This window comes from Flavobacteriales bacterium (assembly GCA_016700415.1).
Taxonomy (GTDB): domain Bacteria; phylum Bacteroidota; class Bacteroidia; order Flavobacteriales_F; family PHOS-HE28; genus PHOS-HE28.
The window spans coordinates 1,075,559-1,096,456 of sequence record CP065018.1; the positions used below are offsets into that span (position 1 = coordinate 1,075,559).

The 20,898-nt window shown below is 58.4% G+C and carries 20 protein-coding genes and 1 tRNA gene; 17 read left to right on the forward strand and 4 right to left on the reverse strand.

The window, feature by feature from the left end; translation table 11 throughout:
* Positions 1-53: 53 nt before the first annotated feature.
* The 7 genes from IPP95_04580 to IPP95_04610 all read left to right on the forward strand — a co-directional run bounded on the left by IPP95_04580 (position 54) and on the right by IPP95_04610 (position 9,143).
* Positions 54-4,037 carry a response regulator gene (locus IPP95_04580; GenBank protein ID QQS73505.1) on the forward strand — a complete coding sequence of 1,328 codons (3,984 nt, stop codon included), beginning with the start codon at positions 54-56 and terminating at the stop codon, positions 4,035-4,037.
* Positions 4,038-4,227: 190 nt separating this feature from the next.
* Positions 4,228-4,731, forward strand: a complete 504-nt coding sequence (locus IPP95_04585) for a hypothetical protein (protein ID QQS73506.1) — start codon at positions 4,228-4,230, stop codon at positions 4,729-4,731.
* A gap of 28 nt (positions 4,732-4,759) precedes the next feature.
* The gene (locus IPP95_04590; GenBank protein ID QQS73507.1) at positions 4,760-5,212 is read left to right on the forward strand and encodes an RDD family protein; all 453 of its coding nucleotides are present in this window, start codon (positions 4,760-4,762) and stop codon (positions 5,210-5,212) included.
* Between the two features lie 39 nt (positions 5,213-5,251).
* Positions 5,252-6,043, forward strand: coding sequence for a hypothetical protein (locus IPP95_04595; protein ID QQS73508.1), 792 nt, complete (start codon positions 5,252-5,254; stop codon positions 6,041-6,043).
* Positions 6,044-6,122: 79 nt separating this feature from the next.
* Positions 6,123-7,868 carry a T9SS type A sorting domain-containing protein gene (locus IPP95_04600; GenBank protein ID QQS73509.1) on the forward strand — a complete coding sequence of 582 codons (1,746 nt, stop codon included), beginning with the start codon at positions 6,123-6,125 and terminating at the stop codon, positions 7,866-7,868.
* 148 nt (positions 7,869-8,016) lie between these two features.
* Positions 8,017-8,439 (forward strand): hypothetical protein, encoded by a 423-nt coding sequence (locus IPP95_04605; GenBank protein ID QQS73510.1) that lies wholly within the window; start codon positions 8,017-8,019, stop codon positions 8,437-8,439.
* A gap of 2 nt (positions 8,440-8,441) precedes the next feature.
* Positions 8,442-9,143, forward strand: coding sequence for a hypothetical protein (locus tag IPP95_04610; protein ID QQS73511.1), 702 nt, complete (start codon positions 8,442-8,444; stop codon positions 9,141-9,143).
* A 134-nt stretch (positions 9,144-9,277) separates the two neighbouring features.
* Here the strand turns inward: IPP95_04610 and IPP95_04615 are convergent.
* Positions 9,278-9,353: transfer RNA gene (locus IPP95_04615), tRNA-His, on the reverse strand.
* Positions 9,354-9,426: 73 nt separating this feature from the next.
* Between IPP95_04615 and IPP95_04620 the strand changes: the two genes are divergently transcribed.
* The 10 genes from IPP95_04620 (at position 9,427) to IPP95_04665 (ending at position 18,167) form a co-directional block, all read left to right on the forward strand.
* A complete protein-coding gene (locus tag IPP95_04620) occupies positions 9,427-10,581 on the forward strand; it encodes a glycosyltransferase (protein ID QQS73512.1) in 1,155 nt (384 codons plus the stop codon).
* Positions 10,574-12,214, forward strand: a complete 1,641-nt coding sequence (locus IPP95_04625; GenBank protein ID QQS73513.1) for a hypothetical protein — start codon at positions 10,574-10,576, stop codon at positions 12,212-12,214. Before IPP95_04620 ends, IPP95_04625 begins: the two co-directional genes overlap by 8 nt.
* Before the next feature lie 3 nt (positions 12,215-12,217).
* Positions 12,218-13,477 carry a polysaccharide biosynthesis C-terminal domain-containing protein gene (locus tag IPP95_04630; protein ID QQS73514.1) on the forward strand — a complete coding sequence of 420 codons (1,260 nt, stop codon included), beginning with the start codon at positions 12,218-12,220 and terminating at the stop codon, positions 13,475-13,477.
* 70 nt (positions 13,478-13,547) lie between these two features.
* Positions 13,548-14,378 carry a hypothetical protein gene (locus IPP95_04635; GenBank protein ID QQS73515.1) on the forward strand — a complete coding sequence of 277 codons (831 nt, stop codon included), beginning with the start codon at positions 13,548-13,550 and terminating at the stop codon, positions 14,376-14,378.
* Positions 14,353-14,766: a hypothetical protein gene (locus IPP95_04640; protein ID QQS73516.1), complete on the forward strand. Its 414-nt coding sequence runs from the start codon at positions 14,353-14,355 to the stop codon at positions 14,764-14,766. Before IPP95_04635 ends, IPP95_04640 begins: the two co-directional genes overlap by 26 nt.
* A gap of 128 nt (positions 14,767-14,894) precedes the next feature.
* Entirely contained in the window at positions 14,895-15,347 is a 453-nt protein-coding gene (locus tag IPP95_04645) for a hypothetical protein (GenBank protein ID QQS73517.1), read from the forward strand.
* 17 nt (positions 15,348-15,364) lie between these two features.
* Positions 15,365-15,715: a T9SS type A sorting domain-containing protein gene (locus tag IPP95_04650; GenBank protein QQS73518.1), complete on the forward strand. Its 351-nt coding sequence runs from the start codon at positions 15,365-15,367 to the stop codon at positions 15,713-15,715.
* An 87-nt stretch (positions 15,716-15,802) separates the two neighbouring features.
* Positions 15,803-16,627 carry a T9SS type A sorting domain-containing protein gene (locus IPP95_04655; GenBank protein QQS73519.1) on the forward strand — a complete coding sequence of 275 codons (825 nt, stop codon included), beginning with the start codon at positions 15,803-15,805 and terminating at the stop codon, positions 16,625-16,627.
* Between the two features lie 25 nt (positions 16,628-16,652).
* Positions 16,653-17,519 (forward strand): hypothetical protein, encoded by an 867-nt coding sequence (locus IPP95_04660; GenBank protein QQS73520.1) that lies wholly within the window; start codon positions 16,653-16,655, stop codon positions 17,517-17,519.
* 81 nt (positions 17,520-17,600) lie between these two features.
* A complete protein-coding gene (locus IPP95_04665; GenBank protein QQS73521.1) occupies positions 17,601-18,167 on the forward strand; it encodes a transposase in 567 nt (188 codons plus the stop codon).
* A 169-nt stretch (positions 18,168-18,336) separates the two neighbouring features.
* On the opposite strand, the gene IPP95_04670 is transcribed toward IPP95_04665, so the two are convergent.
* The 3 genes from IPP95_04670 to IPP95_04680 form a co-directional block, all read right to left on the reverse strand.
* A complete protein-coding gene (locus IPP95_04670) occupies positions 18,337-19,092 on the reverse strand; it encodes a hypothetical protein (GenBank protein ID QQS73522.1) in 756 nt (251 codons plus the stop codon).
* Positions 19,093-19,165: 73 nt separating this feature from the next.
* The gene (locus IPP95_04675; GenBank protein ID QQS73523.1) at positions 19,166-20,137 is read right to left on the reverse strand and encodes a hypothetical protein; all 972 of its coding nucleotides are present in this window, start codon (positions 20,135-20,137) and stop codon (positions 19,166-19,168) included.
* 59 nt (positions 20,138-20,196) lie between these two features.
* Positions 20,197-20,568: a hypothetical protein gene (locus tag IPP95_04680; GenBank protein QQS73524.1), complete on the reverse strand. Its 372-nt coding sequence runs from the start codon at positions 20,566-20,568 to the stop codon at positions 20,197-20,199.
* Between the last annotated feature and the right edge of the window lie 330 nt (positions 20,569-20,898).

The following is a 20,898-nucleotide window of genomic DNA, read 5'->3' on the forward strand; positions in this document are numbered from 1 at the left end:
GCAGCATGCTATCCAGTACGCCGGGACATGCTCAAACCGGTCCGCGGCAATGGATGACCCGAAACTGGTCCGCACGGGACGGGCTTTCTCAAACAACTGTTTCAAGTGTTGTCCAAGACGATCTTGGATTCCTCTGGATCAGCACGGAAGATGGCGTGGACCGCTTTGACGGGAAGGAATTCAAGGTTTTCAGGCGGTTCCTACGGGACACGACCGAAGTGGGGGTCGCACGTATTTACAAGCTGATCTATACATCCGGAGGGTATCTGCTGGGAGGGACCGATGAGGCCGGGATCATCCTGTTCGACCGTGATCGGGAATTGTTCAACGTACTTCCGCTATACCCTGATCATGCCAATGATCCAGGAGCAAACACAGTGCGCTTCCTGTTCGATCGCGGGAATGGGACGGTGCTGTTGGGAACGGACGCGGGGCTCTATCAGTTCGACCCCGTTTCCCGGTCCATCGTCAACATACATTCACTTCTTCACGTCGTCCCTGAGAAGGCGCAAGTGGTCAGTATCGCCGGAACAGGCGACAACGTGATGTTCACCGCCAGACTGGCACCGGATACGGGGATGCTGTTCGAGCTTTCCGATGATCTGGGAACGGCCACATTACTGGACCCGGCCCGAATGGGCCTGCCTGATATAAGAAGGGAGTACCTTCAAATGAGCGCAGGAATGGACATGGAGGTCTATGCCGCCACTCCTGATGCCTTTTTCAGACGCCATGGACACGAGGACCGATTCAGCAAGATGAGCCTGCTGGACGGCCAGGTCATCCGAAAAATGTTCCCGCTACCGCATGGTCACTTGGGGATGACAGCCACCGGCCTGTATTTCATGGACCCCGACGGCTCGTCAGAGCGGATCAAATTGCCCCTTCCACGGCATTCGGACGTGAACATCCAGTTGACCGATCTTACCGAAGGAACGGACGGGGCCATCTGGGTCGGCAGCTACGAAGGCCTCTTCCAGATCGATCCCATATCGGCGAAATTCCACCACTTCGGCCCAGGCGGTGATCACGACCTGCCATTCTGTGACACCAAGATCCGCTCTATACTGAAAGATCCATTGGGCAGGATCTGGGTCGGAATGCAGCGGGGCTTGGACTTGATACAGCCTGATCTGAGGTCGGTGATGAACCTTGTGCCGAACCGGCCCAATTCCGAAGAGGTCGCCTTTCAGGGACTTGCCTTGGACCACAGGGGGAATGTGTGGGGAAGAACCCGTGCGAACGGCTTGTTCTGCTGGCACCCGGACCTGTCACGACCAAGACCATACGAAGCCGGTCCGGAACGATCCGTAGCATGGGGCAAATCGCTTTGCGTCAACCCGGATGGAAGCATGTTCACGGGTCACCGGATGGACCTGATCGCGCCGGACGGGATGCTTTTGTCCACGAAAGAGCTATCGGGGTCCGTTTTGCGGCTAGAACTCGACGACCCCTTCAGCACATACAGGGATAGGACCGGCACCTATTGGTTCGGGACGATGAACAAGGGGGTGTACACGTTCACCTTCAACGCAAAGGAGCGTTCGATCGCGGACCTGAAGGTGCATTCGCCTGACCCGGATGTTCCCGGAAGCCTCTCCAATGGCTTCGTCACCTCTGTTCGGGAAGACGGCCGGGGCATGATCTGGCTGGGGACCTATGGTGGTGGATTGAACCGGTACGACCGGGCGACCGGCCTGTTCTCGGCACTGACCACCAAAACCGGTCTACCGAACAACGTGATCTATGCCATCGAAATTGATCGCCTTGATCGGGTCTGGTTCACCTCGAACGCAGGGATCGGTTGTTTGGACCAACGTGACGGGGGCATTCGCACGTATGATGAACGTGACCGGGTGCAAAGCCTGGAATTCAACGCAACGGTGTCCTTCCAGGCCGCCGACGGCGAGATCTTCTTCGGCGGTGTCAACGGGTTCAACTCCTTCTACCCGGATTCGATCCAATTGAACCCGCATCGCCCACGGATAGCCTTCACCGGATTGATGGTGGGCAACACCGCTATGGGGGTCGGTGCGCCGGGTTCGCCTCTGCACCGTTCGATCGTTTATCAGGATTCGCTCGAACTGAGCCATGAGCAGAACGACCTCACGGTACAATTCGCAGCGCTCAGTTTCATCTCGCCGGAGAAGAACCGCTTCGCGTACATGTTGCACGGATATGCCGATGAGTGGGTGCAGCTCGGCACGCAGAACCAAGTGTCATTCACCAACCTCGATCCCGGCAGGTACGAACTGCGGGTGAAAGCCGCCAATAATGACGGTGTATGGAACGACCAGTATCGCTCGCTCCATCTGATCATCGCGCCACCGTGGTACCGTACCTCCACGGCCACGGCCCTGTTCATCGTGTGCGGCGCATCCTTCCTGTTCGGTCTGGGCTGGATCGTCCTGAGCCGGATCCGCCTGCGTTATCAAGTCGGCTTCGAACACGATGAGGCGGTCCGGGCAAAGGCCGAGGATCAACGCAGGGCCCGTTTCTTCATCAACCTCGCACACGACCTACGGACTCCCTTGACGCTGATCAAGCAACGCGTGGAGCAACTCGCCAGCCATCCGAACGGGCACATGGATGAACCCACCACACAAGTGTTGCGCCGCAGTGTGGACAAGCTCACGGGCCGGATCACCGCGTTGTTGGAGACCGCCCGCCTGGAGCGCGACCACATCGCACTGGACACCCGACCGACCAGTATCAATGAACTGGTACACGTCATCCTGGCGGACTTCCGGCCGATGGCCGCCGATCGTTCCATCGAACTCTCATTCGTGCCCGCACCGGGCGATCCGATCGCGGAGCTCGATCGCACCAAGATCACCATGGCCGTGGAGAACCTGTTGACGAACGCGTTCAAGTTCACCCCGGACGGCGGGAGGATCACCGCCTCTGTTTCGAGCATCCACACAGGCGACGGTGCCGATGCGGCAAGGATCACCGTGCAGGATACCGGCCCGGGGATCGCAGCGGAGGACCATCAACGCATTTTTGAATTGTACGAGCGCACCGACGGCCCGCAAGTGACCGGGAAGGTGGGCGCAGGCGTCGGACTCTTCCATGTGAGGCAGATCATGGAAATGCACGGTGGAAAGTGGTCCGTGGAAAGCGCCGTCGGGCAGGGCACGTCCATTCATCTGGAGCTTCCCTTGAAGGTCGGCCGGGACGTGGTCGCGACGCCCGTAAATCCAATTGCTGCGGCCAACCCGGCTTCAAGCGAAAGGACGATCGCGGACGAGGAACCCACCGACAACGGTCCGGACGGCAGGCCGATCGCTTTGGTGATCGAGGACGACCACGACCTGAACGCCGCCATCGCCGAACTGCTCCGGACGGAGTTCCGCACCTTCAGCGCGTTCAATGGCGAAGAAGGTATAGCGAAGGCGTTCGACCTGGTGCCCGACGTGGTCATCACGGACGTGATGATGCCGCTGAAGGACGGTTTCGAGGTCTGCCGCACACTGAAGAACGACATACGCACCTCGCACGTGCCGGTGATCATGCTCACCGCGATCACGGACATGGAGGAGCGCATCCGCGGGCTGCATGAGGGAGCGGACGACTTCCTGCCCAAGCCCTACGAGCCGCGCGAATTGCTGGCCCGCGCCCGCAACGCCATCCTGCGCACGCGGAAAGTGATGGACCTGAACCGGGCAGCGATCGGCACCGTGCCGGCACAAGCACTGGACCCCGTGCGCGACATGGACCGGATCTTCCTTGAACAGGTCCATCATTTGATCGGGCAACACTTCCACGAGCCGGGCCTGAGCGTGGAAAGCTTGGCCGACATGGTGGCGATGAGCCGGGGCAACTTGAGCCGCAAGCTCACCGCCCTGATCGACCGGCCGCCGAAGGACCTGATCCGCGAGAAGCGCATGAAGGCCGCGCGCGAGCTGCTGGAACGCGGCGTATGCAACGTGACCGAGGCCATGGAGCGGTCGGGCTATGAGAACCCGTCCTCGTTCTCCAATGCCTTCAAGGATTTCTGGGGGCAGCCGCCCAGCTCCTTCCTGCGGCGCACCTGACAGCGCAACCGCCTGAACGACAGGCTGTTACTTTTTGCGACAAAATCGAATTCTTGCGCCATTTCCGCAAGTGCTACATCGTCGCAAGTCTTTGCGACGAACTCGAAAACACGATGGTGCGGCATGCCCCGAACCTTGCATCGCCGACGGATCGGACCCCGGCGAAACCACCAACAAACCACCATCGACCATGAAAGCATTTGCCGCCCTCCGCCTCGCCACTCTGCCCTTGCTGCTTTTGCCCCTGCTCGCCACCGCCCAGCAGAAGCAGCAGTTCAACGTCACCGACCCGCTCAAGCACAGCACCTACGGCGAGCGCCCCGTGTTCGGGATGAAAGGAAAGGAGCTCAAAGCGATCTTCATGGCCACGGGCGATGAGCAGATCGTGCGGAACATGCGCAAGATCTCCACGAAGCGCGCAGTGAGCCTGACGGGCATCATCATCGGCGACCTGGTGATGGCCGGCGGCCTGGCGATCACCCTCTCCGGCAACGACGGAGGCACCGGGCTGCTCGCGGGCGGGGCCGGCATCCTGCTCATCGGCGCCATCGCCGGGTCCGGCCAAAAAGGCCTTATCAAAAGGTCCATGCTCCGCTACAATGAAGTGACGGGCGGCAGCACGTCGTTCCTGCCCGGCACCACGACCATCAATGGCCAGACCGCCCTGGGCGGAACACTCTCCTTCACATTTTGAGATCAGGACCAACAGCATCATTCCGACCATGAACAACCCAGCGATCATCCATCAGGCAGCCCGACCTTACGCCGGGTTCTGGAAGCGATTCGCCGCCCTGATGATCGATCTGGTGGTGCTGATCGGCGTCGGCGCGATGATCAAACTTGCCGGTGGCGAGGCGCTGATAAGCCTCTCGCGCCCCGATGCCCCGGTGGCCGGCATGGTCGCCGCGCTCACCTTCCTGCTCGCCGTGTGCTGGAGCTACTGGAGCGGCTTCGAATGTTCGCCCCTGCAGGCCACGCCCGGGAAACTCGCCGTGGGCATCTACGTCACCGACCTCCACGGCGACCGCTTGGATTTCATGTCCGCATCCGCCCGGTTCTATGGCAAGGCCCTCTCCACGCTCACCCTCGGTATCGGCTACCTCATGGCCGGAACAACAAAAAAGCATCAAGCGCTTCACGATCTCGTGTCGGGCTGCTTAGTGCTCAGCCACTGATCGAACCATTCCCCAAAGACCAAACAAATACCGACCTCCATGACCTTCCCGAACATCCGCACCTGGTACATTCTTCTGGCGACGTTGGCCACCCTCAACATGGCCGCACAAACCACCGTCGACGTGGTGGAACTGAAGAACGGGTCCATACTGCGCGGCACGATCATCGAACAGGTACCCAGCGAAAGCCTGAAGTTGAAGACCGCCGACGGCAGCGTATTCGTCTACCCCATGGACGAGGTCGCCCGCATCACACGCGAGACCCTTACGGACCCGCTCGAAGAAAAACCCGACATGTCGCAGTACGGTGGCGTTTTCGGCTTAGGCGTGGCCCTCGGCGGCGGCGGCATTGTCGGATTCCCGGTGCGCAGCTACGTGGCCAAGAACGTGGTGCTGGAAGCGGGAATTTTCTTACGGCCATCGCTTGTCGCCCGCCGAACCACCTATTACGATGGCTATGGGAATCTGCTCGGGGATGACCGGGATACGCGTTTCACCGTCACACCCTTCTTTGCCGGCGGCTTCGATGTGATGCTCGGCGAACGCTACGACAAGTATGACCGGAAGATCGTGCGCAACGGCATCGCCATTCGCGGCGGCACCAACTTGAGCGCCCAAGTGGACGAGAGCATGTTCGCCCTGGGCTGGGTGCGCGAGCGCTTCAACCGTGAACGCAAGAGCGCATCCTATAACATGGAGCTCGGCCTCGGCGCCGTGTTCTACGCCGATGAAGAAGACAACCCCTTGAGCGAGCTGGACGTGAACCTGTCCTTTCTGCCCATGATCTACTGGAAACTGCACTGGAACTGGTATGTGGTGAAAAGGAAGTGACATCTGGCGCGGCACTGAACAGTTTGTAAACCACCAGAAAAAGAAGAGCTTTACATAATCCACTAAAACACCGAATAAGATGAAGCAACTACTACTCACTCTCATCCTTGCTACACTGGCAAGTCTGAACGGAAGTGCGCAAACACATGTCTCCGGCAATATCGTTGGTCAAACTTGGACCGCAGCTGGGTCGCCATACTTCTTGGATGATGATCTACAAATCAGCCATCTCGTGATCGAGCCTGGTGTCACTGTCTTGAGCACAGGGGACTACATGATCGAGGTGACCGGTACGTTGATCTCGGACGCGTCGGCCAGCCCATGTGACTCCATTGTCTTTTCCAAAGTTGATTCGATCAGCGGCTGGCAAGGAATCCTGTTCACGTTCTCACCACCCGGCTCTATCATGAAGTACTGCCGAGTAAGTAACGCTACGAATAGCGCGGTCAGGATCGACAACGCAGAGCCGACCATCGCGCATTGCACATTCTCTAACAATACCGCAGCTGATGGCGGAGGATTGAGCTTTATCGGTCCCGGCGCGCATGAACTCACAGACTGTCTCATTGAGAAGAATTCCTGTGTTAGCAGTGGATGGGTACTTGGTGGCGGTGTTTATCTCGGCATGGGCTCACTTACAATGATCCGTTGTATCATTCGAGATAATTACATATACTCAGGATATGGGGTCGCGAGTACCGCTGCCGGTGGCGGCATTGCAGCTGTCGGTGACCTCGTGATCAGGAACTCACTTCTTACCGATAATCTGGCCCAAGCAAATGCGAATGGGATCTACGCCGCCGCAGTTACTCTGGGAGGGGGGGTGTACGTGCAAGGAACGTTGGATATGTCAAACTGTATCGTTTCACACAGTCGCTTCATCGCAACGCACAGCGGCCTGGGGTCGGTTGCCCATCCCGATGGGAGCGCCATTCGTGCCGATTGTACGGGTCTTGCAAGCGTGGTGAACTGCACGTTCGCGTTCAACGATGCCGACTGCATTCGAAGTATCACGGATACTCTACGCATCGTCAACTCGATCATATGGGACAATACCGCTCCATTGCTTTCGCTCGCAGTGGATGTGGCTCACACAGACATTCAGGGCGGATGGGCGGGCGCAGGAAACATCAACTATGACCCACAATTCCTCAACGACTCAACTCTCACGTTGCTGGCCTTCTCACCTTGTATCAATGCGGGCGATCCAAATCCTCAATACAACGACGCTTGTTTTCCCCCTTCCCAAGGAACCGCCGTCAATGACATCGGCTATGAGGGAGGCCCAGGGAGCTGTGATGGTTCACCATACATTCCACTTGAGGTCAGCGTGGGAATACCGACACCTGCTAGCACCGGATCTTCCTATGATGGGGCAATTTCCTTGAACTTGTGGGGTGGCACAATTCCATATCAAGTGAGCTGGACCGGCCCTAATGGTTTTACTTCAAGCAACCAGAGTCTCGGAGCCCTTGTTACGGGCGACTACATCTACACCATACAAGATATTTGTGGGTCTTTGAGCGACACTGTCCACGTGGACTTCTTTACCCACCTCAGTGAACGGCCATTGTCACAGATGACCGTGCTGCCCAATCCATTCTCAGCATCACTGAACATCAAGTTATCAGCCATTGGCATGACTGAAGTGAGAATTACGGATGCCCTTGGAGCGCCTCTGTTTAGCCAGCATTCCGGAAATGGCATCGAGGTTGTTTGGGACGGCCGCACCACCTCCGGTGCCGAAGTCCCACCCGGCATGTACTTCGTAACCGTAATCACTGCGGATGGCCAGCGGTACACGCAGCGGGTGGTGAAGCAGTGAACCTACATGACCGTCCCATCAAAGAGTGCATTGAGCACCTCGAAAGGATCGGTCATGTGACCCTGGCCAGATAACTTCAGCCCAATACGTCCAAAAGAGCCGACCCGAACCTGTTCCCACCCGACCACCTTACCAAATCTTCCCCGCCATGACCACCAACACCTACGGGATCCAGCCCATGATGAAGTTCATGCTCATCTTCCGCCCCTTGGCCTCCATCGTATTGATCGGGTTCGGAATCTTCATCATCGCCGACCCGGACCTTGATCTGACGTACGGTCCGGTCGCTCTTCTGGCCATTGGTGGTTTTGCCGTGTATGAGATCTCGAAGCTCGTCAAGTGGTATGAATTCACCGTTTCCGTGGATGATGAACAGATCGCGATCGGGGGAACATCGATCCCATGGGGAGAGATCACCTCCGCCAAGGCGGTTTCCGCTCAGCAGTTCAGCACGTTCATTACCATCATATCGGCAGATGGCAAGGAGCACAGCATACCCGGTGCCATTCAGGAATCCGCTTACATTCTGACCATGGTGAAAAAGCACTTCCCCGGCCTGACAACCGAATAAAGATGGAGGACTTCTTGCAATTCGTCCTCCCGATCGTCGGCCTCATGTTGGCCGCTCTGCTCGGCCAATACCTCCGCAAGCGCCGGGCCTTGGCTGTTGTGGACAACATGCCGGAGTATGCACAACGCAAGGAATACCTCCGCACCATCAAGGAGATGCGTAAAAAAGGCAGCAGCCAACCAGCGATCAAAGCGCAGCTCGTGGAACAAGGACTGTTGAAGGGCGTGGCCGATGTATTGATCAATCATGTTGAGCTGCAACAGGACCCGGACCTGCTTCATCCAAAAAGCAAGACATGGGGACGGATCAGCTTCAACTATCCGGGCAATTGGAAAGTGGAACCCTTGGTCGCTGGATCGGAAGAGCACGGCATTTCCGTGGATGGCACAAGTGGTTGCGGCATCCTGTTGGTCAAGGTGATCGATACAGTGGCCACGGAGAAGTACCAACAGGAGTTCATTGCCAAGTTGAAGGATGTGAAGAAGGAGCCGGTGAAGAGCTACCATGACCTTCCTTTTTCCGGGACAAGGCACAACGGTATCGATCGGGCGAACAAAGTCCCCACTTCCATCGATGTTCTGACCGCTTCGATCGGCGAGGAAAAGATCATGCTTGTTGAGATCCGAAGTGAAGAGGATGAGGAGTTAGATGGGCAGGGTCTCGACCTCGTGGGCACATCCATGAGGATCGACATCATCACGTAGGATGGGTGGAAGACCGGGCTTCCCGCGTCAAGCGCGGGATAAATTTCAATCCACCGCTCGCTGCGCGGCCGGTAGCCGCTTTGCGGCTTTTCTTTCCCCCAAATGCAAAAAGCCCCTCTCGGGGCTTCATGCTTGGGTGGAAGACCGGGCTTGAACCGGCGACCTCCGGAATCACAATCCGGCGCTCTAACCAACTGAGCTACATCCACCATTTCCGCCGGGCAATGCGCCAAACGGGCCGCAAATATAATCCGAGCCGCGCCACCGCGTTACTTTGCCATGCATGCATGTCCTCGTCCTGCCCAAATGGTACCCGGGCCGCCCCGATCCGCAATTGGGCGACTTCATCCGGAAACAGATGCTGGCCGTGGCCGAGCGGCACAAGGTGAGCGTGATCTACCCCTGCCCGGTGAAGGACTTGGAGAACACCTACGAAGAAGTGCTGGATGAAAGCGCCGGAGCATGGGAGCTGCGCTGCTATTACCGGCCCAGCACGTTGAACGCCGCCCCATTGCGAAAAGCGGTGAACTTCTTCCTGTACCGCCGCACCGTCCGGAGCGGGATCGACCGGTTGATCCGCGAACGCGGCCTGCCGGACCTGATCCATGCCCATATCCTCACCCGCCCGGTCTGGATGGCGTGGCGGCTCAGCCGGAAATGGGGCGTACCCTTCGTATCGAGCGAGCAGAGCAGCGTCCACTTGGACGGCACGTGGATGCGGAAAAGCCCGGTGGCCAGAGCGACCGACCGCTTTCTCTTCAAGCAGGCCGCAGCGCTGACCGCTGTTAGCCCGCACTTGGCCGCAGCATTGGTGAAGGCAGACCTGGGAACGACCCATGCAGTGGTACCGAACGTGGTGCCGGGTATGGACCGTGCTCTTACGCCGCGCGGCCCGGCAGGACATTTCATGATGGTGGCCGACCTGGTGGACCGCACGAAGAACGTCAGCGGGGTACTTCGCGCGCTGGCGACGGCACGCGCCCAAGGCCACGACTTCAAACTGGAAATCATCGGCGACGGACCGGACCGGAACATGCTGCACGCCTTGGCGGAACAGCTTGGCATTGAAGCACAGGTCCGCTGGCACGGAAGGCTGGCGCACGCTGATGTGCTTCCCGCCTTGGCCTCCACCGGCACGGTGATCATCAATAGCAATTTCGAGACCTTCAGCGTGGTGACGGGTGAGGCGCTGGCTTCGGGAAAGCCGGTGATCGCGACCCGCTGCGGCGGCCCGGAGGCCTTCATCACTGCGCAGAACGGCATGCTGATCCCTGTTGCGGACGATGACGCGCTCACGCAGGCCATGGTGCGCATAGCGAAGGACCATGCGAACTACGCCCCTGCCACCGTGCGTGAAAGTGTGAGCCACCACTTCAGCCCGAAGGCGGTCGCGGATGGCTTTGATGCGGTCTACCAAAAAGCCCTTGCTAATGGCTGAAAGCAGACTGCGCATCGGCATCATCGGGGAAGCGGAAAAACTGCGGCACTGGCAGGGGCAGTGCATGCAGGCGCTTTTGGAAGTGCCCGGAATCGAGCTCGTATTCCTCGCCGAAACCGCTGATGCCCAGCACGAGGAAAAGACTTCCATCCTATACCGCCGGTGGTCCGGAAGACGCTCCCCCGCAAAGGCATTGGAGCGTGCGGGATCTCCCGGCCTCTTGAACGGACTTCCCCGCATCCCGTTCGGGGGCGGCCCTTCCTCCGCGGAACTTGAAAAACTGCGAGGCTTTCACCCGGACGTGCTCTTGCAACTTTCTTCCGCTGAACTTCCGGAAAGTTTCCACAACCTTCCGCGCTTAGGAACCTGGCGGTTCATCCATGGTGAACGGCTTCCCGGTGCCGATGAGATACCCGGCCTACGCGAGACACTGAACGGAGACCCCGTTGTCTCGGTCTCTCTCCAACGCTCGCCCAACGGCCAAGGGAGCGGGTCTGTACTACGCAGTGGCTGCTTCGGGGCGGGCGGACGTTCCGTGGACGAGATCGCGGAGACCGTGCTTCAATGCTGTGCGGAGTGGCCGGCCCAGGTCTGCTGGGCGCTCATATCCGGCGATCCGGAAGCCGCGATCGGCACCGAGGCAGACCCGTTAACCCCGTCCGCCCCTTCTCCCTCCAATGTGGAAATGCTCCAGCTATGGTGGAAACAGCTTGTCGGCGGAAAACGGTCCACCAGGGCATCCGGACCGGAGGAATGGAACTTCGGCGTGCTTCCACAACCCATTGCGTCACTGCTGGAGGACAGACCGAGCCTGAACGTGCGCTGGCTGCCGCCGCCGGGCAACGGCCGATGGCGATCGACACCCTTCGGGATCTTCACGGACGGCAAGTTGAGCACGCTGTACGAGAAGCATGATCACGAGCAAGGGAGATCCGTGATCGGAAGGCTGCGCCCCAAGCGGGACAACAACCTCAAGCGCTCCCGTGATCTGCTGACCGGGGGTGGCCGCCTCTCCTATCCGTTCATCGTGGAGCATGAAGGCGCGGTATATGTGGTCCCGGAGAATGGCAGCGGAGGGCAGGTCGTTCTGTACAGTTTGAATGAGGATCAGACGGCCTTGACGCCGGTCCGGACGTTGCTGGATGAAGCACTGTGCTCCCCCACCCTTTTCCGCCATGACGGACGGTGGTGGCTGTTCGGCACGAAAGCGCCATTGGAGAACACGTCGCTCTACGCCTACCATGCCGAGCACGTTGAAGGGCCGTACACGCCCCATGCCCTGAACCCGATCAAGACGGACATCCGCTCGGCACGCCCCGGCGGAACCCCTTTCCGGCGTGGCGAGGAACTGTGGCGCCCTGCCCAGGACCACAGCGTCGCGGGAACGGTGCGGATCGCGCTCAACCGCGTCACGCAACTCTCACCTTCCGGCTTTGCCGAAGAGACCGTCCGCTACTTCGAGCCGCTGAAGGCCCCTTGGTCCAAAGGGATCCGGACCCTCAGCGCGGTCGGCGACATCACGCTGGTGGACGGGATGCGGCACTCTAATGGTAAAAGTGACCGCAAGAAGGGCCCTAAACGCACCGCGAAGAAAAGCCGCGAGAGCGAACACGATGACCTCAACGAGCTGTAAGCCATGCTGAAGGTCATCACGGGCACCATCGCAGCGCGCATCATCACCACGGCGATGGGCCTGCTGATCTCCGTGATCGCCGGGCACCGCCTCGGCTTGGAAGGCCTGGGCACCATCGGCTTGATCGTGCTCGGCATCACGCTGATCCGCTTGGGCATGGACCTCGTTGGCGGCAGCGCCTTGGTGTACCTCGTGCCGCGTGTGGCTTTGGGGCGCCTGCTGCGGCCGGGCTACCTGTGGGCGGTACTGGCAGCAGGCGTGGGTTACGGCATCGTGCGCGTGTTCAAGCTGGTGCCGGAAGGCTATGCAGGCGATGTTGCGGTGCTGGCCTTCCTGCAAGGCATCCACGCGATCCACCTCAGCGTGCTCATCGGGCAGCAGCGGATCCGGGCGAACAACATCATCGCCGTGGTGCAGGCCGTGGTGCTGGTGGCGGCGTTCGGCGTATTGGCCCGTGCCCCGGAAGCCGATGCCCATGCCTTCATCACGGCCTCCTACATCTCCATCGGGGCCGCCTTGTTGCTCAGCATTTTTTCCATGCGCAAGCATGTGAAGCCGCATGCGGAAGCGCCACAGCACGTGATCCGCCTGCTCCTCCGGCAAGGCGCCTACGTGCAGGTGGCGAATGGCATGCAGTTGATGAACTACCGCCTGGCCTACTGGCTGATCGAGAAATTCCAGAACACGGCAGCGCTTGGGATCTACACCGTGGCCAACCAACTGGCGGAAGGTGCTTGGCTGGTGCCGAAGAGCCTGGCCGTGGTGCTCTACAGCAAGATCAGCAACACCGAAGGGCCGGAAGGACAACGCCTGTTGACGCTCACCTTCCTCAAGACCTCCATGGCCTGTGCCTCCGCCGTGGTGCTCGTGCTCGTACTCTTACCGTCCACCGTGTTCCAATGGGTCTTCGGGCCGGAAGTGGTCGGCATCACGCCACTGATCCTACTCTTGGTGCCGGGCATCCTCAGCATGGCCGCTTCACAGGCGTACAGCCACTTCTTCAGCGGCACGGCGCGCAACGTCCACAACGTGATCGGCTCCGGGCTGGGGCTGGTGGCCACGGTGGTGGCCGGGCTGCTGTTGATCCCGGCCTACGGCCTCTTCGGTGCCGCGATCTCCGCCACACTGGCCTATTCCATCAACGCCGTGTACCAGACCATCGCCTTCATGCGCATTACCGGTTCGTCGTTCACGGACCTGTGGCCGAATGCGGCGGATGGGCGGCGGTTGCGGGGGATGTTCTTACGTCAGGGATCGGATTGAAAGGTTGATTCTTGGGGGCATGGTGACCGCACAAGAAAACTAACTTCGTTCATCTCCAAGCCCGCACCTCATGCCCCGCAACCTTCTCCTCGTCCTCGCCTATACTCTTGCTATTGCTGTGGCAGCGCAGCCCACATGGCGCTTCCACTTGGCTTTTGAAGATGGAACCGGGGCCAAGGATACGCTCTGGTTCATCTATGATACAGCTGTAACGCAAACCCAATCGCATTGGCCGTTGGATTCGGCCGCATATGTGCAAAGCCAAAGCCTTCTAAACTATGGAGACGGTAGTTTCCACGTCTTCACCATTAATGATTTTATCGATTCAACAAATACGATGGCGTTTCCATACATATGGTTTCCGATTTTTGAAACAGGGGACAACATCGACGCCATCAACTGGACCCCCCCCATGACCATCCGTTGGGACACCAGCCTGTTTCATGCCCCTTACCTACCATACGCGCAGGGGAGCGTCAATAGAGCATACTTGGATGGAAATTATTTCTTCTTTCACTCCAATGATGGCTCCGGTGATGGATTCAATATGCTCACTACGAACAGTGTGTTCGTGGATGAAGACGTACAGATTTTATTCCCCTTCAGCCTCTACTTTTCAGGTGAAGGAAGCACGATCGGCATAGAGGAGAGTCCGGCGTCGACAAAGCTCAATGTGTGGCCCAATCCGGCATCCCACTGGCTGCACTTCCCCTTGATCGATGGCGCGGCACGGTTCACCGTGCGTGACCAGTTGGGCCGGTTGGTCCATTCGGAAATGCTTACCGGGCACGCCGCGCATTATGTGTGGGATATTTCGTCCTTGCCTCCTGAAACCTACCACATCACTCTGGAATCACCTCAAAAACCAATGCGCCATGCAGAATTCCAAAAAGTGGAGTAACCTACTGTGGTTTGTGCTGTTCGCAGCCACCACGGCCAACGGACAGTGCCTCTATGATGACCCGTTCCCCGGCAACGGGCAAATGAACGGAGGAGCACAGGGCGGACAATTGTACGAAAGCCAAAATGGCGAATACATATACCCGCACGGCACGTTGAGGGCATTGGTCATCCTTGTGGAATTGGACTATGCGGACCCTACGGACGACCCTGCTCCTACTGGAACCCCAAATTGGCCGCTGCATGCACTGCCTGACTGGGTGAACAACCCGGTTCCGGACCAGAATCTTTTTGATTGGAACGTGCCCACCGGGACCGCCACTGGGCTGATGACCCGTTATTTTCAGGTGCCTCATCCGGGCAATTTAATGTGGTGGCCGATTACCTAAAGCCGGACAGCGAGGCCATATTCCACACCGGTCGGGGGAGCCACCAAGGGAGAGTTGTGAACAAATGCCCAGCACCAAGCAGCGAAAACACTCCTTACCTTGTCTGACCCCAAGCAACCCCTCCTGCCATGCGCTTCATCCTCGCTCTGGTCGTCTTGGCCCTCTCACTTACCACCATCGCCCAGCCCACCTGGCGCTTCCACCTGGCCTTTGAGGATGGAACCGGGGCGAGGGATACCATTTGGATGGTGTATGACACCACGGCCACATTGGGTTCTAATCCTTGGCCAGGTCCTAATGTGGACACCTTACTGGGTGAAGGGCCGGTAGATGTAGATGATGGCTTATTCCATGTATTCAGGACAAATGCCATCGGTGATACTACTAATACAAACGCCTACCCCTATTCCCAATACCCCAATTTCGATGGCACTAGCATTGATGCCATAAACTGGACCCCTCCCATGACCATCACGTGGGACACCAGCCTGTTCCATGCGCCGTATTTGCCCTATGCGCAGGGGCACTTCGGCATAGCGCTCATGGACGGTATCGCCTTTTCCAGTTCTCCACCGGATTAGGGTTCGGCCAGTACAACATGCTGACCAACGACAGCGTCACCATTGACTTTTTATGGGACTACCTCTTTCCTTTCCCAGTGTACTTCGGCCCAGTGGACCATACGGGTATTTTAGGCCCGGAAGAGTCCGGTGGATCGCTCCGGATCTGGCCCAACCCGGCCACCAAGATGATCCGGATAACGTCCCCCGAAGGTTACGCCAAGGAAATTGTCATTGCGGACATTTCCGGTCGGCAACTCGTGCATCGCAGCAGTTCACCCCCCATGGACGCAGTGGATATTTCCACACTTGCCCCGGGTCGCTATTTCATTCGCATCGTTACCAACCAAAACCACATTCAACATGGCACCTTCGAAAAGATGAGGTAGCGCAACCGCCGCCATCATTCTTTTCGCGACCATCTCAATGAGCAGCGAAACCGCACATACCCTTGTCTTCCTATGAAAGCGCACCCTATGTCCCGCAACCTCCTCCTCGCCCTCGCCTGTGGCCTCGCTGTTGTTGCGGCAGCGCAGCCCACTTGGCGCTTCCACCTGGCCTTTGAAGATGGTGCCGGAGCAAGGGACACCATTTGGATGGTGTATGATACCGCAGCAACAACAGGGACCTTCCCTTATCCGGGACCCAATGTGGACACATTGCTCGGAGAAGGTCCTGTGGTTGTGAACGACGGACAATTTCATGTTTTCTTGACGAATGCTTTGGGGGATACTACCCGTACCAATGCATATCCCTATTTCATTTATCCTTCATTCGACGGGACAATAATCGATGCCATAAACTGGACCCCACCCATGACCATCCGGTGGGACACGAGCCTGTTTCATGCGCCTTATTTACCGTATGCAGAGGGGAGTTTTGGCTTGGCTTTTTTGGACGGAGGCTATTTCTTCTTTCATTCCAATACAGGCAATGAAACGGGGTATAGCATGCTCATCACCGATTCTGCATTCGTGAATGAGGATCTCGATTATCTCTTCCCAATACCCGTGTATTTTGACGCAGATAACACCATTGGTGTCGGGGAACACCAGAGCGCCGAAACAGCATTACGGCTATGGCCCAACCCCGCCCAGAGGGTGGTCCATGTACAAGCCCCCGGAAGCGAATCCGGGGAAGTGCTTGTTTCGGACCTGATGGGCCGGCGCGTCCTCAATGTGGAGCACATGCCCGCCAATGGTCCATTGGATGTTTCCTCGCTCCATCCGGGCATCTACCTCATCCGTGTCCGTACCCAACAAAATCACGTTTTCCATGGCACATTCGAAAAGATCCCTTAGCGCTGCAGTTGCCTGCTTGATCGGAATGGCTGCTGCATTCAGCCAGGAATGCCAGTTCGTGGACCCGCCGCCTCCGCCCCAGATGCTGGGCGGCGGGGGTGGCGGGAATTATGCCAGCTGGAACGGCTGGTACTTGCCCACCAACAATACGTTGCGGATCCTGATGGTGCTGATCGAACAGGACGGTGCCGCTGGTAGTGCGGACTGGCCCGCTCATACTTTGCCTGTTTGGGTGAACAACCCCGACCCCAACATCAACCTGTTCGACTACAACGTGCCTTCCGGAACAGCCACAGGCCTGCTTACCCGTTACTTTCAGGATGCGTCATCCAGCCAGTTCAATGTGATCGCGGATTACCTGTTGGCGCCGAACAATGGCGGCATCTTCCATACCAACGGAACCCTTGGGTCGATCTCCGCTGCCATCACCGCCGTGAACAATGAACTGGGCAGCACCATTGTGACGGGACATGGATTTACGAGCATAGGTGATTTCGACAAGTGGGAAACCGCCACTTCCACCACCGGGCCGGGCCAGCCCAAGATCAATGCCGGGGATGGCAACTATGACCATGTGATGTTCATCTGGCGGACCGATGGGACGAACAACAATACCGGCTCTGCCTCTCCCGGCGGTTTCCTGACGCCCTTATTGGGCCATGCTGCAAACACGTACAGTCTCTTCTATTCTCACAACGGCCTGCCCATCGACATCATGCGCCACGAGTTCAGCCATCTGCTGTACGGCGGCAACAACTTCCATACCGGTGGCGGAGGATGGAGCTATGGGACGGAATACTTCATCACCTTGGGCAACGGATGGAGCAATATGGGCTTCCCCTCGCGCAGGGTCTCCGCCTCGGGACCCTGCGCTTCCCTATTTTTACCATAGTACCTTCCCTATTTCCCCTCGCGCAGGGTCTCCGCCTCGGGACCCTGCGCTTCCCTATTTTTACCATAGTACCTTCCCGAAATGTCCGTACGTACCCGCCAGCGCACTGACGGCGCTATCTTCTATTGCACCTTCACCTGTTGGCAGTGGTTACCCCTTATCGAGCGGACTTCCACCTATGACCACATCTATAGCTGGATGCATATCGCCAAGACCAAAGGCTTCCGCATCTTCGGCTATGTGATCATGCCCAACCATGTACATCTGGTCATCCATGCTGCGGAAGGACTGTCCATAAATGCGCTACTGGCCAATGCGAAGCGATTCCTTGCCTATGAGATCCGCGACAGACTGATCAAACAAGGTGATATGGTACTGCTCGAAATGCTGAAGGCCGCTGTCCGCCCAAGCGATGCAGCCCGCGGCCAGGAATACCGGGTATTCATGCCTTCATCCGATATCCGTGAGTGCTTCGATGAGGCGATGATCCAACAGAAGCTGGACTACATTCACACCAACCCGGTAAAGGGGAAGTGGATGCTCGCGGACAACTACTTGGACTATCCGCATTCCAGCGCGGGCTTCTATGAGCGGGGCGATGCTGCGACAGTACCTGTGGAACACTACCAGTTGGCATTGAGATCATGAACTGCGCAATGACCGCAGGGTCCCGAAACGGAGACCCTGCGGGAGGAGAAATGGCCGAACGCGGCGGATGGGCGGCGGTTGAAAGGTTTGTTCAGCGGACTTTACGGGCGCTGAATGCAAAAGGGTCCGCCCCTTTCGAGGCAGACCCTTTCAGTTTACGATCATCTGATCACTCCATCCCGTCGATCCCGGCGGACAGGTTGAGCATCATCCTGGCGCATTCCGGGCCGTGCATGTTCGGGGTGGGCGCGGTGGCGAGGTCCAGCCCGGCAAAGATCCCGTTCAGATCCACGTTGATCTGTGCGGTATAGGTATCACCGTCGGCGAGGTCGTGATGGACGTGCGCATGGGCTTCGGTCAGCGCCGCGTTCATGCCGCACTCAAACCGCACCGGGTCTTCAAAAACACCATCGCCATCCACGTCCGCATGGCCAACGACCACCAAGAACTTGTACCCCATCTGCTGGCTGACAAAGTACATCGACAAGTCATCCAACGGTGGCGCTGCCGTGGCGGGGTCAGCCGCATTGGCCGTCGCATCCACACCGAGGTTGAAGTGGAACTGGTGGATGTGCGGAACATGGATCTCGCCCAACAGGAAGTCGTTGGTCATCTGCGAGGCGTCCACCAACATGTACACGCTTTCGTATTGGCCGATGGAATTGTCCGCATTGTCCATGGCGTTGACGCCACTGCCGAAAAAGCGCACCGAATCCAATTTCACGGCAACGCCGTTCGTGTCCTGGAGCACGGTGCTGTTCAATGCGAACGCTTCGGTGCCGTTCATGAACATGTAGTTCATGCGCACGGTGGCCGTTATCGTGTTATCGGGTGTTTCCACAGGCGGGTCCACCGTGTCCTTCTTGCATCCTGCGCTGGCAAGGAGCATTACCGCCGTGATGGCGATCATCGAGATCTGCTTCATCTGTTGAATGTTCTGTTGTTTGTGTGTTTGATCGATCGTCCACGGCATGAAGCCATGGACAGGAGCGTCTAATTCAGTCGCGCTCAAAACTGTAGGTGATGCCCGCCAGGAAACGCTCCCGGTTGGGGATCATCAACGAACCGATGTCGTTGACCAAGGCGTGCTGCCAGGTGAAGGAGACACCAAATTGGTGCCACCAGAGGCGGGCGCCGAGGTGGCTGAAGAGCGTATTGCCCCCGGTGGTCGCGTCTTCCACGCCGTTCATATCATCGGGCAAGGCGGCTTCCACGTACGCGCCGGCCGAAGGAAGTAAACTGAATTCCTTCAAGGGGATGATGCGGAAGACCTCACCGGTGAAGCTGGCGCTGTGGCCCATGCGGTGCCCGCCTTCCATCTCGCCGTTGTAGCGTCCCATCGCACCGAAGCTGGTGCCCCAGCTCCTGCCGCGCACCATGTATTCCAGGCTCAGCATCCCGTCCCAGGTGCCGGTGCCGGGCTGCAGATCATGGTCGAGGACTTCGCCGTACTGCTCCATGTCGGTGCGGCCCAACGGCACTTTCACGCCGAGCCCCACGGTGAAGCGGTGGCGCAGGCGCGTGGTGTCCGGGCCGCTTTTGGAGCCCAACAGCACATAGCGGCCCAGCAACATGGGGTCGCCGACGCCGTAGATGTCCGCGTGCCGTATGCCGTTCACCGCTTGGAAGTTGTTCAACAGCGGAATGCTGGCCGTAAGGCTTACGCGCTGCCCGAACCAGAACTGGCCGCGGGCCTCCAGCACCGTGTAGGTCTCGGTGTAGGAAAGCGGACCGGCCGGGGCGTTTTCCACGGCCCCACCATGTTTGGTCATGTCGTGCCCGGCCATGCTCATCGCGGTGGGCGCGGTGATGTCGCCATGGAGGTAGCGCATGCGCCATTGCAGACTGAAGTTATTGGCGTGATCTTGGGGCTGCACCCCCAACAGGAGCCCGCAGCCGCATTGATCACAGGCCATACCGGTGAGCGCGCATTGCAGCAGCACCCCCAGCATGAGGATCTTTCTCATCATCAAGGTTTTGGTATTGGAACGAAGAACGGGGCGCTCCTTGTGGAGCGATCAAGAGCCGTTCAGCACCAAGGCACCAGCGCGTGCGGACGCGGATGGCCTTCACGGGGTTCTTCGGTCAGCGTGGCCCAGGCCAGCTTCGCCCCGTCCGGGGGAATGACCAAGGCCAATGTGCCATCGTCAGTGATCATGTCACTGATACGTACCGCGCGAAGTTCAGCAGGCAGGTTCTGCTCCCTTTCGCCGCTTTTCTCCAAGCGCTTCATCAGACTGCATTCACCATGGCAGGTGCGCTGTTCATCGGGCACCATCCGTTGCACGCATAACTCCCGTTCGATGCGATCGCGCTCCACCATGAAGTCGGCGACGATCCATGCCGGGGCCAGCGTCACCGCAAGAAAGTGGAGGAGCAGGAAGGCGGATATGCCACGCATCTTGATGGTGCAAACTTAAGCGCGGTGCCGGGCGTCGACTTGATGGTCGTCAACTCGAAGCGGACATCCGGACTGTTTTGCTTGTCATTGGATGAACGGTCATGCTTGATGGTCACAAATGGGACATTGATGGCTGGCCAGATCCCTCTCTGGCCCTCCCGCCGTACGGAGGGGACCCTGAGCTCCATGCATGAAAGGGACAGGATCTCAGGTCCGATACGTATCGGACGACGGGATCACCCGCCTTGCGGCGGCATTGGAGGCAAGATCGTTGCGCCACAGGCGCGGGCGGGCTATCCGTGTGTATCCGTGTGTATCCGTGGTTGAAGA

What these genes read in the sequence shown, in the direction of transcription:
- IPP95_04625 (QQS73513.1), top strand. Translation starts at nt 10,574, where the DNA reads ATGGCTGAAAGCAGACTGCGCATCGGCATCATCGGGGAAGCGGAAAAA.
- IPP95_04610 (QQS73511.1), top strand. Translation starts at nt 8,442, where the DNA reads ATGGAGGACTTCTTGCAATTCGTCCTCCCGATCGTCGGCCTCATGTTG.
- IPP95_04620 (QQS73512.1), top strand. Translation starts at nt 9,427, where the DNA reads ATGCATGTCCTCGTCCTGCCCAAATGGTACCCGGGCCGCCCCGATCCG.
- IPP95_04655 (QQS73519.1), top strand. Translation starts at nt 15,803, where the DNA reads ATGTCCCGCAACCTCCTCCTCGCCCTCGCCTGTGGCCTCGCTGTTGTT.
- IPP95_04595 (QQS73508.1), top strand. Translation starts at nt 5,252, where the DNA reads ATGACCTTCCCGAACATCCGCACCTGGTACATTCTTCTGGCGACGTTG.
- IPP95_04585 (QQS73506.1), top strand. Translation starts at nt 4,228, where the DNA reads ATGAAAGCATTTGCCGCCCTCCGCCTCGCCACTCTGCCCTTGCTGCTT.
- IPP95_04600 (QQS73509.1), top strand. Translation starts at nt 6,123, where the DNA reads ATGAAGCAACTACTACTCACTCTCATCCTTGCTACACTGGCAAGTCTG.
- IPP95_04630 (QQS73514.1), top strand. Translation starts at nt 12,218, where the DNA reads ATGCTGAAGGTCATCACGGGCACCATCGCAGCGCGCATCATCACCACG.
- IPP95_04580 (QQS73505.1), top strand. Translation starts at nt 54, where the DNA reads ATGACCCGAAACTGGTCCGCACGGGACGGGCTTTCTCAAACAACTGTT.
- IPP95_04650 (QQS73518.1), top strand. Translation starts at nt 15,365, where the DNA reads ATGCTGACCAACGACAGCGTCACCATTGACTTTTTATGGGACTACCTC.
- IPP95_04665 (QQS73521.1), top strand. Translation starts at nt 17,601, where the DNA reads ATGTCCGTACGTACCCGCCAGCGCACTGACGGCGCTATCTTCTATTGC.
- IPP95_04675 (QQS73523.1), bottom strand. Translation starts at nt 20,137, where the DNA reads ATGATGAGAAAGATCCTCATGCTGGGGGTGCTGCTGCAATGCGCGCTC.
- IPP95_04605 (QQS73510.1), top strand. Translation starts at nt 8,017, where the DNA reads ATGACCACCAACACCTACGGGATCCAGCCCATGATGAAGTTCATGCTC.
- IPP95_04640 (QQS73516.1), top strand. Translation starts at nt 14,353, where the DNA reads ATGCAGAATTCCAAAAAGTGGAGTAACCTACTGTGGTTTGTGCTGTTC.
- IPP95_04645 (QQS73517.1), top strand. Translation starts at nt 14,895, where the DNA reads ATGCGCTTCATCCTCGCTCTGGTCGTCTTGGCCCTCTCACTTACCACC.
- IPP95_04660 (QQS73520.1), top strand. Translation starts at nt 16,653, where the DNA reads ATGGCTGCTGCATTCAGCCAGGAATGCCAGTTCGTGGACCCGCCGCCT.
- IPP95_04590 (QQS73507.1), top strand. Translation starts at nt 4,760, where the DNA reads ATGAACAACCCAGCGATCATCCATCAGGCAGCCCGACCTTACGCCGGG.
- IPP95_04670 (QQS73522.1), bottom strand. Translation starts at nt 19,092, where the DNA reads ATGAAGCAGATCTCGATGATCGCCATCACGGCGGTAATGCTCCTTGCC.
- IPP95_04680 (QQS73524.1), bottom strand. Translation starts at nt 20,568, where the DNA reads ATGCGTGGCATATCCGCCTTCCTGCTCCTCCACTTTCTTGCGGTGACG.
- IPP95_04635 (QQS73515.1), top strand. Translation starts at nt 13,548, where the DNA reads ATGCCCCGCAACCTTCTCCTCGTCCTCGCCTATACTCTTGCTATTGCT.